Origin of the sequence: Pseudomonas sp. SGAir0191 (genome assembly GCF_002812565.2) — a bacterium.
GTDB classification, from domain to species: Bacteria; Pseudomonadota; Gammaproteobacteria; order Pseudomonadales; family Pseudomonadaceae; genus Aquipseudomonas; species Aquipseudomonas parafulva_B.
Genome location: NZ_CP025035.2, coordinates 120158 through 137240 on the forward strand (window position 1 = coordinate 120158; position 17083 = coordinate 137240).

Annotated in this window: 9 protein-coding genes, 2 tRNA genes and 4 rRNA genes; 8 read left to right on the forward strand and 7 right to left on the reverse strand. The window is 56.3% G+C overall.

Translation table 11 applies throughout. The features are described 5' to 3' along the window. Window positions 1–148: 148 nt before the first annotated feature. The 4 genes from CWR53_RS00585 to CWR53_RS00600 form a co-directional block, all read right to left on the reverse strand. The gene (locus CWR53_RS00585; protein ID WP_027913213.1) at window positions 149–1585 is read right to left on the reverse strand and encodes an NAD(P)(+) transhydrogenase (Re/Si-specific) subunit beta; all 1437 of its coding nucleotides are present in this window, start codon (window positions 1583–1585) and stop codon (window positions 149–151) included. Next, window positions 1582–1902 carry an NAD(P) transhydrogenase subunit alpha gene (locus CWR53_RS00590; RefSeq protein ID WP_023532697.1) on the reverse strand — a complete coding sequence of 107 codons (321 nt, stop codon included), beginning with the start codon at window positions 1900–1902 and terminating at the stop codon, window positions 1582–1584. The genes CWR53_RS00585 and CWR53_RS00590 overlap by 4 nt, the downstream gene beginning before the upstream one ends. 12 nt (window positions 1903–1914) lie before the next feature. Continuing rightward, window positions 1915–3036 (reverse strand): Re/Si-specific NAD(P)(+) transhydrogenase subunit alpha, encoded by a 1122-nt coding sequence (locus CWR53_RS00595; protein ID WP_100850563.1) that lies wholly within the window; start codon window positions 3034–3036, stop codon window positions 1915–1917. Between the two features lie 415 nt (window positions 3037–3451). Beyond that, window positions 3452–4357, reverse strand: coding sequence for a LysR family transcriptional regulator (locus CWR53_RS00600; protein WP_058603708.1), 906 nt, complete (start codon window positions 4355–4357; stop codon window positions 3452–3454). 156 nt (window positions 4358–4513) lie between these two features. Here CWR53_RS00600 and CWR53_RS00605 point away from each other — a divergent pair, with 156 nt between their 5' ends. The 8 genes from CWR53_RS00605 to rrf (CWR53_RS00640) all read left to right on the forward strand — a co-directional run bounded on the left by CWR53_RS00605 (window position 4514) and on the right by rrf (CWR53_RS00640) (window position 12898). Continuing rightward, window positions 4514–5695, forward strand: a complete 1182-nt coding sequence (locus CWR53_RS00605; RefSeq protein WP_100850564.1) for an acyl-CoA dehydrogenase — start codon at window positions 4514–4516, stop codon at window positions 5693–5695. Between the two features lie 13 nt (window positions 5696–5708). After that, complete coding sequence (locus CWR53_RS00610; RefSeq protein WP_100850565.1) at window positions 5709–6929, forward strand: CaiB/BaiF CoA-transferase family protein; 1221 nt, start codon at window positions 5709–5711, stop codon at window positions 6927–6929. 555 nt (window positions 6930–7484) lie between these two features. Then, window positions 7485–9020: ribosomal RNA gene (locus tag CWR53_RS00615) — 16S ribosomal RNA — on the forward strand. A gap of 85 nt (window positions 9021–9105) precedes the next feature. Further along, window positions 9106–9182 (forward strand) — tRNA-Ile (locus CWR53_RS00620). A gap of 24 nt (window positions 9183–9206) precedes the next feature. After that, window positions 9207–9282, forward strand: a tRNA-Ala gene (locus CWR53_RS00625). A 250-nt stretch (window positions 9283–9532) separates the two neighbouring features. Next, a 23S ribosomal RNA gene (locus tag CWR53_RS00630) occupies window positions 9533–12425 on the forward strand. Between the two features lie 134 nt (window positions 12426–12559). Next, window positions 12560–12675: ribosomal RNA gene (gene rrf / locus CWR53_RS00635) — 5S ribosomal RNA — on the forward strand. A 107-nt stretch (window positions 12676–12782) separates the two neighbouring features. Beyond that, window positions 12783–12898, forward strand: a 5S ribosomal RNA gene (gene rrf, locus CWR53_RS00640). The 16S, 23S and 5S rRNA genes sit together here with 2 tRNA genes alongside, the layout of an rRNA operon. A gap of 105 nt (window positions 12899–13003) precedes the next feature. Here rrf (CWR53_RS00640) and CWR53_RS00645 read toward each other — a convergent pair. The 3 genes from CWR53_RS00645 to CWR53_RS00655 all read right to left on the reverse strand — a co-directional run bounded on the left by CWR53_RS00645 (window position 13004) and on the right by CWR53_RS00655 (window position 17070). After that, complete coding sequence (locus CWR53_RS00645) at window positions 13004–15418, reverse strand: TonB-dependent siderophore receptor (protein ID WP_309147996.1); 2415 nt, start codon at window positions 15416–15418, stop codon at window positions 13004–13006. Window positions 15419–15589: 171 nt separating this feature from the next. Next, complete coding sequence (locus tag CWR53_RS00650) at window positions 15590–16561, reverse strand: FecR domain-containing protein (protein WP_100852567.1); 972 nt, start codon at window positions 16559–16561, stop codon at window positions 15590–15592. Window positions 16562–16572: 11 nt separating this feature from the next. Continuing rightward, window positions 16573–17070, reverse strand: coding sequence for a sigma-70 family RNA polymerase sigma factor (locus CWR53_RS00655; protein ID WP_100850567.1), 498 nt, complete (start codon window positions 17068–17070; stop codon window positions 16573–16575). Between the last annotated feature and the right edge of the window lie 13 nt (window positions 17071–17083).

Below are 17083 nucleotides of genomic sequence, written 5' to 3' on the forward strand. Positions count from 1 at the left end.
AGTCTAGTGATTTAGACCGGTGCCGTCCCGCGACCATGGTCGTATTACCCTCGCCGCTTCATGGCCGTTGATCCGGATCAATAAATGAAAAAGCCCTGGCCGTTACCGACCAGGGCTTCTCGTTCACAGGGTCAGAACCGAACCTGTCTCACTCCACGGCCTTGACCATGTCTTCGATGACCTTCTTGGCATCGCCGAATACCATCATGGTCTTGTCGAGGTAGAACAGCTCGTTGTCCAGGCCGGCGTAGCCGCTGGCCATGGAGCGCTTGTTGACGATGATGGTCTTGGCCTTGAAGGCTTCGAGAATCGGCATGCCGGCAATGGGTGACTTGGGGTCATTCTTGGCGGCCGGGTTGACCACGTCGTTTGCGCCCAATACCAGGACTACGTCGGCCTGGCCGAACTCGGCATTGATGTCTTCCATCTCGAACACTTGATCGTAGGGTACTTCGGCTTCTGCCAACAGCACGTTCATGTGCCCGGGCATGCGTCCTGCCACCGGGTGAATGGCGTATTTGACGGTGACGCCGTTGTGCGTGAGCTTCTCGGTCAGTTCCTTGAGCGCGTGCTGGGCGCGTGCTACGGCCAGGCCATAGCCGGGAACGATGATCACGCTGTCGGCGTTGCTCAGCAGGAAGGTCGCATCGTCGGCCGAACCGGATTTCACCGGGCGCTGCTCCGTGGACCCTTGGGCAGCGCCAGCTTCGGCATCACCACCAAAGCCGCCTAGGATGACATTGAAGAACGAGCGGTTCATGGCCTTGCACATGATGTAGGACAGAATCGCCCCGGACGAGCCTACCAGCGAACCGGCGATGATCAACATGGAGTTGTTCAGCGAGAAGCCGATCCCTGCCGCCGCCCAGCCCGAGTAGCTGTTGAGCATCGACACCACTACCGGCATGTCCGCCCCGCCGATCGGGATGATGATCAGCACGCCCATGATGAACGCCAGAACCAGCATGAGGGTGAAGGCGCTGTAGTGGCCGGTGAAGGTGAACAGCAGCCCCAGCGCAATGGTAGTCAGGCCGAGAATGAGGTTGAGCTTGTGCTGACCGGCAAACTGCACCGGCGCACCCTGGAACAGACGGAACTTGTATTTGCCCGACAACTTGCCGAAGGCGATCACCGAGCCCGAGAAGGTAATGGCACCAATGGCTGCCCCCAGGAACAGCTCCAGGCGGTTGCCCGTAGGGATCGGATCGCTGATGGCAGCGACGATGCCCATCGACTGGGGCTCGAGCACCGCGGCAATGGCGATGAATACCGCGGCAAGGCCGATCATGCTGTGCATGAAGGCGACCAGCTCAGGCATCTTGGTCATCTCGACACGTTTGGCCATCACCGAGCCCGCGGTGCCGCCCACCAGCAACCCGACGATCACATAGCCGATGCCGGCCGTGGCCAGCTCAGCGCCGAGCTTATAGATGAGGCCGACCGTGGTGAGGATCGCGATACCCATGCCGATCATGCCGAACAGGTTGCCACGCCGGGATGTAGTGGGATGGGACAGGCCCTTGAGCGCCTGGATGAAACACACCGAAGCGACCAGATACAGAAGCGTTACCAGATTCATGCTCATGCTGACTTCTGCCCCTCGTTCTTGACCTTTTTCTTGAACATTTCAAGCATGCGGCGGGTGACCAGGAACCCGCCAAACACGTTGACTGCAGCCAGGGCCACGGCGAGCGTGCCCATCACCTTTCCGGCAGGTGTGACCGTCAGCGCAGCGGCGAGCATGGCACCAACGATAACGATGGCCGATATTGCGTTGGTGACTGCCATCAGCGGGGTGTGCAAGGCCGGTGTAACGTTCCAGACCACGTGATAACCCACATAAATGGCCAGCACGAAAATGATGAGGTTATAAATGCCATGGGAAATCAGCATGTCTTCCATTTGTCGTGCTCCTCAGCCGTTCTTGCGGACGATTTGACCGTCGCGGCACATCAGGCAGGCCGCGACAATGTCGTCTTCGAGGTTGATGGTCAGGGCGCCGTCCTTGTCGAACAGCAGTTTCGTGAAGTCCAGCAGGTTGCGTGCGTAAAGGGTCGAAGCGTCCGCTGCGACCAGGGCTGGCAGGTTCGTTGGGCCCACGATGGTGACACCATGGGCATGTACGACCTCGTCGGCCACGGTCAATGGACAGTTGCCGCCTTGGGCCGCTGCCAGGTCGATGACCACCGAACCTGGTTTCATCTGGGCAACCGTGTCGGCGCTCAACAGGGTAGGCGCCTTGCGGCCCGGGATCAGTGCGGTGGTAATGACGATGTCTGCTTGCCGAGCGCGCTCGTGTACGGACTGAGCCTGGCGCTGCATCCAGCTTGCCGGCATGGGCCTGGCGTAGCCGCCGACGCCTTGGGCGCAGTCGCGCTCCTCATCGGTCTCGTACGGTACATCGATGAACTTGGCGCCGAGCGATTCGATCTGCTCCTTCACCGCAGGGCGCACGTCCGATGCCTCGATGACGGCGCCAAGACGCTTGGCCGTCGCAATCGCTTGCAGCCCCGCCACCCCTGCCCCCAGGATCAAGACGCGCGCGGCCTTCACCGTGCCGGCGGCTGTCATCAGCATCGGCATGAAGCGCGGATAGTGATGCGCGGCCAGCAATACAGCCTTGTAGCCGGCGATGTTGGCTTGGGACGAAAGCACGTCCAGGCTTTGTGCCCGGGAAGTTCGGGGCGCGGCCTCCAGCGCAAAAGCCGTGAGGCCGCGCGCGGCCATTTTGGCGATAATGTCGTTATTGAACGGGTTGAGCATGCCGACCAGAAGGCTGCCGCTGCTCATCAGCGCCAATTCATCATCGGTTGGCGCGACTACCTTGAGCACCAACTGCGCGCCATAGGCTTCAGCCGCCGAGCCCAGGCGGGCACCGACAGCTTCGTAGGCGCTGTCCGGAATGCTGGCATTGACCCCAGCGCCTTGCTGGACCGTAACCTGATGACCCTGACCTATCAGTTTCTTGATGGTTTCAGGCGTCGCGGCGACCCTTGTCTCGCCGGCCTGCGTCTCGAGCGGAACACCAATGTGCACGACTATTTCTCCTGCGATGACCTTTTTTATATTTGTGAGGCCAGCGCACTTCGTAGGGTGCGCCGGAGCGGCTAAGGGCCTTACCGCCCGATCCTGGGCGGGCACAGCATTTTGCAGACGAACCGAACGGGCTTCAATAGAATCTGGAGCGAAACCAAACAATAACTACAAGTCACCATGTGACCAGATGTCGCAGCTAATCTGTAGCAAGCACTTAAGCATCTTTACTCGGCAGAATAGGACGATTTTCAGCGGAAAATCTGAATTTTTCGTATTTAAGCAGGCGAATGTCGCAAAAAGATGCCTGATTGAAGAACGCGGAAGTACTTTATCACCGTCAGGAGCATTGCAATATAGTTATTTAAATGCGACAGATCATTATATCTGTAGGTGTCAATGATAATTGACTACGGGGTCAGCTTTCTTTGGTGTCCGCGTAGTTCGCCGCCTGCGCTACCAGCCACTCACGGAATGCATTCAGCGTGGTCGATTCGACCCTGCGCTCCGGAATCATCAGATAGTAGGCCCTGTCGCTACGTAGAACATGCCTGTTAGCGACCACCAACCTACCCTCGCCGAGCTCGCGTTGAATCAGAAAGGGTGGAATGAGCGCGACCCCCATTGCGTGCATGGCCGCTTGTGCGAGCATTGAAAAAAGCTCAAGGCGGGGGCCGGTCATGTCGGTTGCCACAGAAATGCCGACGCTGCTGAACCACTGGCGCCATGCATAAGGCCGTGTGCTTTGCTGCAGCAGGGGGAGTTGTGCAATGTCGTGAGCCTGGAGGGTTTGCCTGCCACCGAGCAATGCGGGGCTGCAGACAGGGACAGGATTTTCACCCATCAGCCTGTGCGACTGAGTGCCTGACCAATCACCGTCACCAAAGTAGATGGCGGCATCGAAGCTGGTATCGGCAAATAGGAAAGGCCTTGTGCGATTGGTCAGGTTGACCGTGACATCGGGTTGGCGCTGTTGGAAATCCATCAAGCGCGGCAGCAACCATTGAGTGCCGAACGTGGGCACCACTGCAAGCTCGATCACGCTGGCGCCCTGCTGACGCATCACCGACAGCGTATCGCGCTCTACCGCATCGAGTTGCGCCGCCACTTGCCGGCTATAGGACAGCCCTGCCTCGGTCAGCTTCACGCCCCGGTGTGAGCGGCGGAACAACTCGACGTTCAAAAAGCCCTCAAGGCTGCCGATCTGCCTGCACACAGCACCCTGGGTCAGCGACAGTTCCTGAGCAGCCTTGGTGAAGCTTTCGTGGCGTGCGGCAGCCTCGAAGCAAACCAGGGCTGTAGTGCTGGGTATCTTCCGACGCATGCCTATCTCTCACTCGTGAATGATTGATTTTTGAGCTTTTACTTATTTATGAGTGAGAAAATAGCACTCCTTGGTGCACAAACGTCGTTTGTCCTCGCCGCAAGCCCGGCCTAGGATCACTGCATATGTCATCCACCGTCTGGGAGAAATGTACTCATGGCCGCCAAAGCAAGCTTCAGCTGGATCGACCCCCTCTTGCTGGATCAACAGCTCACTGAAGAGGAGCGCATGGTTCGAGACAGTGCCTATCAGTTCGCCCAGGACAAGCTGGCTCCGCGTGTGCTTGAAGCGTTCCGTCACGAGAAGACAGATACAGCGATCTTTCGTGAGATGGGTGAAGTGGGGCTGCTGGGCGCCACGATTCCGGAGCAGTACGGTGGGAGCGGTCTGAACTACGTGTGTTACGGGCTCATTGCACGCGAGGTAGAGCGCATCGACTCGGGGTATCGCTCGATGATGAGCGTGCAGTCGTCGCTGGTGATGGTGCCGATCAATGAATTCGGCTCCGAAACACAGAAGCAGAAGTACTTGCCCAAGCTGGCCAGTGGCGAGTGGATTGGTTGCTTTGGCCTTACTGAGCCCAACCATGGGTCGGACCCGGGGTCGATGGTCACGCGTGCCCGGAAAGTCGAGGGCGGCTATCGCTTGACCGGTAGCAAGATGTGGATCACCAACAGTCCTATCGCTGATGTGTTCGTGGTATGGGGCAAGGATGATGCAGGTGACATCCGCGGTTTCGTTTTGGAAAAGGGCTGGGAGGGCCTGAGTGCACCGGCCATTCATGGCAAGGTTGGGCTGCGCGCCTCCGTGACGGGTGAGATTGTGATGGACAACGTGTTTGTGCCCGAGGAGAACATGTTCCCTGAGGTGCGCGGGCTCAAGGGGCCTTTTACTTGCCTGAACTCTGCACGCTACGGGATTTCCTGGGGAGCGCTAGGCGCTGCCGAGGCCTGCTGGCACACAGCGCGGCAGTACACCCTGGACCGGCAGCAGTTTGGCCGGCCGCTGGCGGCCAACCAGCTGATTCAGAAGAAGCTGGCCGACATGCAGACCGAGATCACACTGGCGCTGCAAGGCTGCTTGCGCTTGGGGCGCATGAAGGATGAGGGCACGGCTGCTGTCGAGATCACGTCGATCATGAAGCGCAACTCATGTGGCAAGGCGCTGGACATCGCCCGCATGGCGCGTGACATGTTGGGCGGTAATGGCATCTCGGACGAATTCGGCGTGGCGCGTCATCTGGTGAACCTTGAGGTGGTGAATACCTATGAAGGCACCCATGACGTGCATGCTCTGATACTGGGGCGTGCGCAGACGGGTATCCAGGCTTTCTATTGATAAGGAGGCGGTCATGGGAGCGCTTTCGCATCTACGCGTGCTGGATCTGTCACGGGTACTGGCGGGGCCATGGGCTGGTCAGATCCTTGCGGACCTGGGTGCCGATGTAATCAAGGTCGAGCGCCCAGGTAAGGGGGATGACACGCGGGCGTGGGGGCCGCCTTATCTCAAGGACAGCGAGGGCGGCAGTACCGGCGAGGCGGCCTATTATCTGGCGGCCAACCGCAACAAGCGTTCGATCACGATCGACTTTACCCAGGCCGATGGCCAGCGACTGATTCGCGAGCTGGCTGCCAAGAGCGATATCGTCATCGAAAACTTCAAGGTAGGTGGCTTGGCGGGCTATGGGTTGGATTATCCCAGCCTGAAGGCTGTCAATCCGAAGCTCATCTACTGTTCGATCACCGGGTTCGGGCAGACAGGTCCCTACGCGCAGCGTGCGGGCTATGACTTCATGATTCAGGGGCTTGGGGGGCTCATGAGCCTGACAGGGCTGCCGGAGGGTGAGGTGGGCGCGGGGCCTGTGAAGGTTGGGGTGGCGCTGACGGACATTCTTACCGGGCTGTATTCGACGGTGGCGATTCTGGCGGCACTGTCTCATCGGGGGCAGCGTGGTGAAGGTCAGCACATCGACATGGCCCTGCTGGATGTCCAGGTGGCGTGTCTGGCCAATCAGGCGATGAATTACCTGACAACGGGCGCGCCGCCGCGGCGACTGGGCAATGCGCACCCGAATATCGTGCCTTATCAGGACTTTCCCACGGCCGATGGCGATTTCATTCTCACCGTGGGCAACGATGGCCAGTTTCGCAAGTTTGCAGAGGTGGCTGGAAATGCTCAGTGGGCGGATGATCCGCGGTTCGCTACCAATAAGGCGCGTGTGGCCAATAGAGGCGAACTAGTGCCTTTGATCCGCCAGGTGACGGTGTTCAGAACGACGGCGCAGTGGGTGGGTGATCTGGAAGCAGTAGGTGTGCCGTGCGGGCCCGTCAACGACCTGGCGCAGGTGTTTAGTGATCCCCAGGTAGTGGCGCGAGAACTGGCGGTGACCATGGCGCACCCGCTGGCGGGGACAGTGCCCCAGGTCGCTTCGCCGATTCGCTTGTCGCAGACGCCTGTTGAGTACAGGCATGCGCCACCGCTTCTGGGTGAGCATACGGAGAGCGTATTGAAGACGCTGCTAAGTGTGCCGGATTCCGAAGTGGAGCGACTGCGGGTGGCCGGGGTGATCTAGCGGGTCATTGCATCTATAGATAAGCGGGGGGCGGCAGCCCCCCGCTTTGCTTTTGATTTATATGAAATTAAAGGTTGACGCGGTTTCGAATCCCCTTATAATGCGCCCCACTTCCAGCGACATCGGAACGCGAAACTCCTTGAGATTCAATGAGTTAGCTAGTTCGGGTGGTGCTGTAAGGGTTGCGATCGAACAGATCGGCAGCGGTTGAGAAGAAGGTTGACAGCGTGTTGAAACGCTGTAGAATTCGCCTCCCGCTACGAGAGATCGAAGCGAGTCAAGTGTTTGAAGTTGAACGAGTTTCTCGAAATAAACTTCAAAATAAACGCTTGACAGGCAGTGAGGAAAGCGTAGAATGCGCGCCTCGGTTGAGACGAAACGCTCTCAGCCACACGCTCTTTAACAAATCGAATCAAGCAATTCGTGTGGGTGCTTGTGAGTACGGACTGATAGTCAAAAAGTTTATCAGCATCACAAGTGACCGTGCGAGAAATCACATAGTCATTTGAGGTTGCTGAGCCAAGTTTAGGGTTTCTTAAAAACCCAAGCAGTATTGAACTGAAGAGTTTGATCATGGCTCAGATTGAACGCTGGCGGCAGGCCTAACACATGCAAGTCGAGCGGATGACGGGAGCTTGCTCCTAGATTCAGCGGCGGACGGGTGAGTAATGCCTAGGAATCTGCCTGGTAGTGGGGGACAACGTTTCGAAAGGAACGCTAATACCGCATACGTCCTACGGGAGAAAGCAGGGGACCTTCGGGCCTTGCGCTATCAGATGAGCCTAGGTCGGATTAGCTTGTTGGTGAGGTAATGGCTCACCAAGGCGACGATCCGTAACTGGTCTGAGAGGATGATCAGTCACACTGGAACTGAGACACGGTCCAGACTCCTACGGGAGGCAGCAGTGGGGAATATTGGACAATGGGCGAAAGCCTGATCCAGCCATGCCGCGTGTGTGAAGAAGGTCTTCGGATTGTAAAGCACTTTAAGTTGGGAGGAAGGGTTGTAGATTAATACTCTGCAATTTTGACGTTACCGACAGAATAAGCACCGGCTAACTCTGTGCCAGCAGCCGCGGTAATACAGAGGGTGCAAGCGTTAATCGGAATTACTGGGCGTAAAGCGCGCGTAGGTGGTTTGTTAAGTTGGATGTGAAAGCCCCGGGCTCAACCTGGGAACTGCATCCAAAACTGGCAAGCTAGAGTACGGTAGAGGGTGGTGGAATTTCCTGTGTAGCGGTGAAATGCGTAGATATAGGAAGGAACACCAGTGGCGAAGGCGACCACCTGGACTGATACTGACACTGAGGTGCGAAAGCGTGGGGAGCAAACAGGATTAGATACCCTGGTAGTCCACGCCGTAAACGATGTCAACTAGCCGTTGGAATCCTTGAGATTTTAGTGGCGCAGCTAACGCATTAAGTTGACCGCCTGGGGAGTACGGCCGCAAGGTTAAAACTCAAATGAATTGACGGGGGCCCGCACAAGCGGTGGAGCATGTGGTTTAATTCGAAGCAACGCGAAGAACCTTACCAGGCCTTGACATGCAGAGAACTTTCCAGAGATGGATTGGTGCCTTCGGGAACTCTGACACAGGTGCTGCATGGCTGTCGTCAGCTCGTGTCGTGAGATGTTGGGTTAAGTCCCGTAACGAGCGCAACCCTTGTCCTTAGTTACCAGCACATTATGGTGGGCACTCTAAGGAGACTGCCGGTGACAAACCGGAGGAAGGTGGGGATGACGTCAAGTCATCATGGCCCTTACGGCCTGGGCTACACACGTGCTACAATGGTCGGTACAGAGGGTTGCCAAGCCGCGAGGTGGAGCTAATCTCACAAAACCGATCGTAGTCCGGATCGCAGTCTGCAACTCGACTGCGTGAAGTCGGAATCGCTAGTAATCGCGAATCAGAATGTCGCGGTGAATACGTTCCCGGGCCTTGTACACACCGCCCGTCACACCATGGGAGTGGGTTGCACCAGAAGTAGCTAGTCTAACCTTCGGGGGACGGTTACCACGGTGTGATTCATGACTGGGGTGAAGTCGTAACAAGGTAGCCGTAGGGGAACCTGCGGCTGGATCACCTCCTTAATCGACGACATCAGCCTGCTGATGAGCTCCCACACGAATTGCTTGATTCATTGTAAAAGACGATGTTGTAAAGCGACCCTGTTATAGGTCTGTAGCTCAGTTGGTTAGAGCGCACCCCTGATAAGGGTGAGGTCGGCAGTTCAAATCTGCCCAGACCTACCATTACTTGGTTCAGCCGTAGAATACGGGGCCATAGCTCAGCTGGGAGAGCGCCTGCCTTGCACGCAGGAGGTCAGCGGTTCGATCCCGCTTGGCTCCACCAATCCTTCAGGCTTCAGGTTTGCAGCACTGTTCAGAACACAGAAATGAACATTCCGGTGTGAATGTTGATTTCTGACTTTTGTCAGATCGTTCTTTAAAAATTCGGATATGTGATAGAAATAGACTGAAGACCAGTTTCACTGCTGGGATTCAGGCTAAGGTAAAATTTGTGAGTTCTGCTCGTAAGAGCAACGTGCGAATTTTCGGCGAATGTCGTCTTCACAGTATAACCAGATTGCTTGGGGTTATATGGTCAAGTGAAGAAGCGCATACGGTGGATGCCTTGGCAGTCAGAGGCGATGAAAGACGTGGTAGCCTGCGAAAAGCTTTGGGGAGTCGGCAAACAGACTGTGATCCAGAGATCTCTGAATGGGGGAACCCAGCCAGCATAAGCTGGTTATCTTGTACTGAATACATAGGTGCAAGAGGCGAACCAGGGGAACTGAAACATCTAAGTACCCTGAGGAAAAGAAATCAACCGAGATTCCCTTAGTAGTGGCGAGCGAACGGGGACCAGCCCTTAAGTTGATTTGAGATTAGTGGAACGCTCTGGAAAGTGCGGCCATAGTGGGTGATAGCCCCGTACACGAAAATCTCTTGTCAATGAAATCGAGTAGGACGGAGCACGAGAAACTTTGTCTGAATATGGGGGGACCATCCTCCAAGGCTAAATACTACTGACTGACCGATAGTGAACCAGTACCGTGAGGGAAAGGCGAAAAGAACCCCGGAGAGGGGAGTGAAATAGAACCTGAAACCGTATGCGTACAAGCAGTGGGAGCCTACTTTGTTAGGTGACTGCGTACCTTTTGTATAATGGGTCAGCGACTTATATTCAGTGGCGAGCTTAACCGAATAGGGGAGGCGTAGCGAAAGCGAGTCTTAATAGGGCGTTTAGTCGCTGGGTATAGACCCGAAACCGGGCGATCTATCCATGGGCAGGTTGAAGGTTAGGTAACACTGACTGGAGGACCGAACCGACTACCGTTGAAAAGTTAGCGGATGACCTGTGGATCGGAGTGAAAGGCTAATCAAGCTCGGAGATAGCTGGTTCTCCTCGAAAGCTATTTAGGTAGCGCCTCATGTATCACTGTAGGGGGTAGAGCACTGTTTCGGCTAGGGGGTCATCCCGACTTACCAAACCGATGCAAACTCCGAATACCTACAAGTGCCGAGCATGGGAGACACACGGCGGGTGCTAACGTCCGTCGTGAAAAGGGAAACAACCCAGACCGTCAGCTAAGGTCCCAAAGTCATGGTTAAGTGGGAAACGATGTGGGAAGGCTTAGACAGCTAGGAGGTTGGCTTAGAAGCAGCCACCCTTTAAAGAAAGCGTAATAGCTCACTAGTCGAGTCGGCCTGCGCGGAAGATGTAACGGGGCTCAAACCATGCACCGAAGCTACGGGTATCACCTTATGGTGATGCGGTAGAGGAGCGTTCTGTAAGCCTGTGAAGGTGAGTTGAGAAGCTTGCTGGAGGTATCAGAAGTGCGAATGCTGACATGAGTAACGACAATGCGAGTGAAAAACTCGCACGCCGAAAGACCAAGGTTTCCTGCGCAACGTTAATCGACGCAGGGTTAGTCGGTCCCTAAGGCGAGGCTGAAAAGCGTAGTCGATGGAAAACAGGTTAATATTCCTGTACTTCCAGTTATTGCGATGGAGGGACGGAGAAGGTTAGGCCAGCCTGGCGTTGGTTGTCCAGGTTTAAGGTGGTAGGCTGAAATCTTAGGCAAATCCGGGATTTCAAGGCCGAGAGCTGATGACGAGTTGCCTTTAGGCGATGAAGTGGTTGATACCATGCTTCCAAGAAAAGCTCCTAAGCTTCAGATAACTGGGAACCGTACCCCAAACCGACACAGGTGGTTAGGTAGAGAATACCAAGGCGCTTGAGAGAACTCGGGTGAAGGAACTAGGCAAAATGGCACCGTAACTTCGGGAGAAGGTGCGCCGGCGAAGGTGAAGGGCTTGCCCCGTAAGCTTTTGCTGGTCGAAGATACCAGGCCGCTGCGACTGTTTATTAAAAACACAGCACTCTGCAAACACGAAAGTGGACGTATAGGGTGTGACGCCTGCCCGGTGCCGGAAGGTTAATTGATGGGGTTAGCGCAAGCGAAGCTCTTGATCGAAGCCCCGGTAAACGGCGGCCGTAACTATAACGGTCCTAAGGTAGCGAAATTCCTTGTCGGGTAAGTTCCGACCTGCACGAATGGCGTAACGATGGCGGCGCTGTCTCCACCCGAGACTCAGTGAAATTGAAATCGCTGTGAAGATGCAGTGTATCCGCGGCTAGACGGAAAGACCCCGTGAACCTTTACTATAGCTTTGCACTGGACTTTGAATTTGCTTGTGTAGGATAGGTGGGAGGCTTTGAAGTGGGGACGCCAGTTCTCATGGAGCCATCCTTGAAATACCACCCTGGCAACTTTGAGGTTCTAACTCAGGTCCGTCATCCGGATCGAGGACAGTGTATGGTGGGTAGTTTGACTGGGGCGGTCTCCTCCCAAAGAGTAACGGAGGAGTACGAAGGTGCGCTCAGACCGGTCGGAAATCGGTCGTAGAGTATAAAGGCAAAAGCGCGCTTGACTGCGAGACACACACGTCGAGCAGGTACGAAAGTAGGTCTTAGTGATCCGGTGGTTCTGTATGGAAGGGCCATCGCTCAACGGATAAAAGGTACTCCGGGGATAACAGGCTGATACCGCCCAAGAGTTCATATCGACGGCGGTGTTTGGCACCTCGATGTCGGCTCATCACATCCTGGGGCTGAAGCCGGTCCCAAGGGTATGGCTGTTCGCCATTTAAAGTGGTACGCGAGCTGGGTTTAGAACGTCGTGAGACAGTTCGGTCCCTATCTGCCGTGGACGTTTGAGATTTGAGAGGGGCTGCTCCTAGTACGAGAGGACCGGAGTGGACGAACCTCTGGTGTTCCGGTTGTCACGCCAGTGGCATTGCCGGGTAGCTATGTTCGGAAGAGATAACCGCTGAAAGCATCTAAGCGGGAAACTTGCCTCAAGATGAGATCTCACTGGGATCTTGAATCCCCTAAAGGGCCGTCGAAGACTACGACGTTGATAGGTTGGGTGTGTAAGCGCTGTGAGGCGTTGAGCTAACCAATACTAATTGCCCGTGAGGCTTGACCATATAACACCCAAGCAATTTGCTTCTGCAGATTGCGGTGGTGAAGATGACATGAACCGAAAGTTCGCAACGCATCGCAAACATCACATATCCGAATTCGCTGGGCTGTCCAACAGGACATTCTGGCTACAGAATTTCTTGACGACCATAGAGCATTGGAACCACCTGATCCCATCCCGAACTCAGTAGTGAAACGATGCATCGCCGATGGTAGTGTGGGGTTTCCCCATGTGAGAGTAGGTCATCGTCAAGATTCATTTCGCAAAACCCCTATCTGCGCATGCAGGTAGGGGTTTTGTCTTTAAGTAGGAACTACAGAGATTCGCATGCACGTCGACGACGGGCCAGCACACAGAATTTCTTGACGACCATAGAGCATTGGAACCACCTGATCCCATCCCGAACTCAGCAGTGAAACGATGCATCGCCGATGGTAGTGTGGGGTTTCCCCATGTGAGAGTAGGTCATCGTCAAGATTCAAACAAAAAGCCCCTGTCTGCGTTGCAGACAGGGGCTTTTTCTTTCCGGGTTAAACACCCCACATAGCTAGCTTCTGATAAGCGGCTGTCCCGCTGTGCGCTTCAGAACTGGTAGCTCACTGTGGCGCTGACATTGCGCTCTTCGCCCATATAGCAGTAATTCAAGCTGGCACACGAGGTGATGTAGCGCTGATTGGTCAGGTTGTTGGCATTCAGGCGGACATCCAAGCCCTTCAAACCCAGCTTACCCAGGTCATAGCCCAACGAGGCATCAACCAATGTGTAGGAAGGCACCTTGCGGCTGTTCTCTGCATCGGCCCAGCTATGCCCCACATACCTCACACCACCGCCCAATTTAAGCCCATCGAGCGCGCCTTGCCGGAAGTTGTAGTCGGCCCACAGCGAGACCATTTGCTCCGGGGCCTGGGTGGGCGAATTGCCTTTGTTGTCCAGACCGCTGGATACCAGGCTAGGCATCGACTTCGAGTACTCGATGTCGGTGTAGGTATAGCCACCCAGCAGTTTCAGATTATCAGTAACCTGCACATGCGCTTCGAGCTCCAACCCTTGTGAGCGCACTTGACCAACAGGCCTGTAGAAGTCTTCGTCAGGTTGTTTGGAAGCCAGGTTCTCCTGCTCGATACGGAACACCGAGGCGGTATACAGGTTGTCGCTACCAGGTGGCTGATACTTGATGCCGGCTTCCCACTGTGTGCCCTCGGTAGGAGCGAGCGGTTTTCCGTCTTGATCGGACACGGTATTCGGGTTGAAGGACTCGGAATAGCTCACATACGGCGCCAGGCCATTCTCGAAGAGATAGAGCACCCCAGCGCGAGTCGTGAAGTTGGACCGCTTGTCACTGACCCTGGTATCGGTATCGCGATTGTCCTCTGATACCTTGACCCAGTCCTGGCGCAGGCCCAGTGAGAAGCGCCATTGATCCAGCTCCACCAGATCCTGCAGATAGACCCCCGTCTGTTGCAACCGGCGTTGGTATCGGTTTTCACCAAGCACCTGCAGGTTGCCGTTACCATACTGCGGGTTAGCCGCATCCAGGGGGTCTACAGTGCCATAGCGCCACGAGACATCGGCTTTGCGACGCTGGTAATCCGTGCCCAGCAGCAGGGTGTGCTTGGCGATGCCGGTGAAGAATTCAGCCTGGACCATGTTGTCGATGATGTAGGAGTGCAGCCGCTCATCACCCCCGGTGTAGGCTCGGTTCAGTACGGTACTGTCGGCATCTGCCCAACCTGCCGAGTACACTTGGTCCATCGACACGTCCGAGTCCTGGTAGCGGAAGTTCTGCCGCGCGGTAAATACATCGTTGAAGCGATGCTCGAACTGATAACTGAACGACTGCTGGGTGCGCTCGTAGTTATCGATGCCCGGCTCCCCTTCAAAGAAGTGATTCGACAGGCGTACCCCATTACGCTTACTCAGCATTCCGTCTGCAGGGTTGCCACCGTGATAGCCCCCGTTTGGATCATGCTGCAGGTAGGCTTGCAGGGTCAGCGATGTGTCTTCGCTGAAGTCGATGCTAAGCGACGGGGCGATGGCGTAGCGTTCTTCCTTGTTGTGATCGAACTGCGTATCCGAAGCGTCTGCCAAACCGGTCAGACGGTAGGCAATACGCTTGTCTGAATCCAATGGGCCGCTGGTGTCGAAGCCCAGCCCGCGCTGACCTTGCGTGCCGACCGATGCTTGAACTTGATGAAAAGCGGTGTACACGGGTTTCTTGGTGGTCAGTGCGACCAATCCACCCGGTGAGCTACGGCCATATAGGACCGAAGAGGGCCCTTTCAAGACATCGATCCGCTCCAGGAAATAGGGGTCGACCTGCATCGTGCTGTAGGTGCCGTTGTCCCCCATGGACTTGAGGCCATCTACATAGATGTTATCCACCGAGCCATCGTTGAAGCCTCGCATGGCCACGTAGTCATACCGGTGCGTCGCACCATAGGGGTTGGTCATCACGCCTGGGGTATAGCGCATGGCCTGTGCGACGGTTTGAGAGCCTTGGTCGTCGATCTGTTGCCGGGTTACCACCGAAACCGATTGAGACGTCTCGACCAATGCCAGGCTGCTTTTAGTGGCGATCTGGCTATGGGTGGCGTTATAACCCTCCATGCTCCCCAGAGCATTGCCAAGGGTGAAGCCTCGAATATCCGTATCGGGTAACGCCAGCGCTGCCTCCGCTGGCTGGGCCTGTACGATGAAGGTTCGGTTTCCTTGGTTCGCTGCTGTCAGACCGCTTCCAGCCAGCAGCACCCCTAGCGCCTGCTCAGCTGAGTACTGTCCATGAAGGCCTTTGGACTGCAATCCTTGAGTGAGTGCCGGTGTACTGGAAAGCGTGATGCCAGCTTGACGGGCAAATTGATTGAGCACTTCATCCAGGGGGCCAGGCGCAATGGCATAGGTCGAGCTGACCTGCGAGGCATCAGCGGCGAGTGTCATGTCAGGCACCATGGCCAATCCAAGCGCCGTCCCCAGCAAGGCAGCGCGGATGGCATTGCTCAGCAAATCTGAGTGCAAGACAGGTCGAAAATCATTCGCGCCAAAGGCGTACAGTTTTACCCGGTTGGTTGACATGAAAGCGTCCGTAAAGTGTGCAGGAGATTCTTCTCACTGACCTAGCCGGATGCGCGGCCAAAACCCGACACATTAGAATCAGGCCTTGTTGATCAAAGACTAGGCATGGCCCAGCGCCTCCACGCGCACCCACCATCGCGTCAACTGACGGACTTGAACGGGAAGCGTGGTAGGCAGCAATTGCAGCAGTTGCTCTGGATCCTGAAGGCGGAATACCCCGGACAAGCGAAGCTCAGCAATGTCATCGCTGCAGGTGAGATAACCCCGGCGGTATCGGCTGATCTGCGTCAGGAAATCCTTGAGCAGCATGTTCTTGCCGACGATAAGGCCTTCGGTCCAGGCCATCGCGTCAATCCCTGAAGGCGCCACGTGCTCGGCACCAGTGGCGGTGACGCGCCATTCTCCACCTGGCTCTAGCCATTGGATCAGGCCGGTGCCCTGCCTGCGGGTGAATACCCGCCCCTCGCTGACGACCACCCGCAGGCAATCGTCCTCCGCACGCCCCACGAAGCGCCCCCCGACGGTTTGCAACGATGCGGTACTGGTGCGCAGCGTGACTGGCGCTTGTCCAGGACCTGCCTGTCGACAGTCCAGCATGACCTCCCCACGCTTGAGGTCGATCGCCAATTGCTGCCTGGTGAAGGCCACGTCCACGGCACTGCGGGTGTTGAGTTGTAATCGAGAGCCGTCGGGTAATGTCACGTGTCTGCGCTCGCCCGTGGCTGTCGCGTAGTCGGATGACCAGGCCTGCACCATACTCAAGTCCTTGCTCAGCCATGCAGCCGATCCGAACAGGGCAACGGTGCCCAGCAACTTCAACGTCTGCCGCCGCTCAAGGCGGCGATGACTGGCCTCCAGTGTCTGCAGTGCAACCCCCGCAGCGGGCACGTGGCGCATGTCCAAGTCCTGGTCCAAGTGCAGGACGCGCTGCCAGGCCAGCTCATGGGCCGCAGCCTCGGCCCGCCACTGCGCGATGCGTTCGTTTAGAGCCGGGTCTTCGCTGTGGCGAAGTTTCAGCATCCACTGGATTGCCTGTCTGACTGTCTTGGCGTCTGGATGAGGGCTAGGCATAAACTGTGACATTACGCTTCATAGCGCAGCAGGTAGCAGTGATAAAGCGCGTCGGCAATGTAGCGCTCCACCGTTCTCACCGATACGCCCATCTGCTGTGCAATTTCCTGATGCCGCAAGCCTTCACATTGGGCTAGCAAGAAAGCAGTGCGCACCTTTGGCTTGAGACCATCGAGCATCTTGGCGATACGTTCTAGTAGCTCCAGTAACAGCTCGCGGGTCTCAACATCGGGGGTGTTAGCCTCAGGCACCCGCGCCAGCGCTTCCAGATAGGCTTTGTGCAGTTCCTCTCGACGCCAATGGTCGATGATCAACCCGCGCGCCACCGTGCGCAGAAACGCCCTGGGCTGCTGTATCTGCAGATGCTCGCGGCGTTGCAACAGCCGCATGAAAGTATCCTGAGCTACGTCAGCAGCGTCGGCCGCATTGCCAAGCCTGTGGCGCAGCCAGGTGTGCAGCCAGCCATGATGAGCGCTGTAGAGGGTTTGCACGAGATCGTTGCTAGGCATGAGACACAGCTGT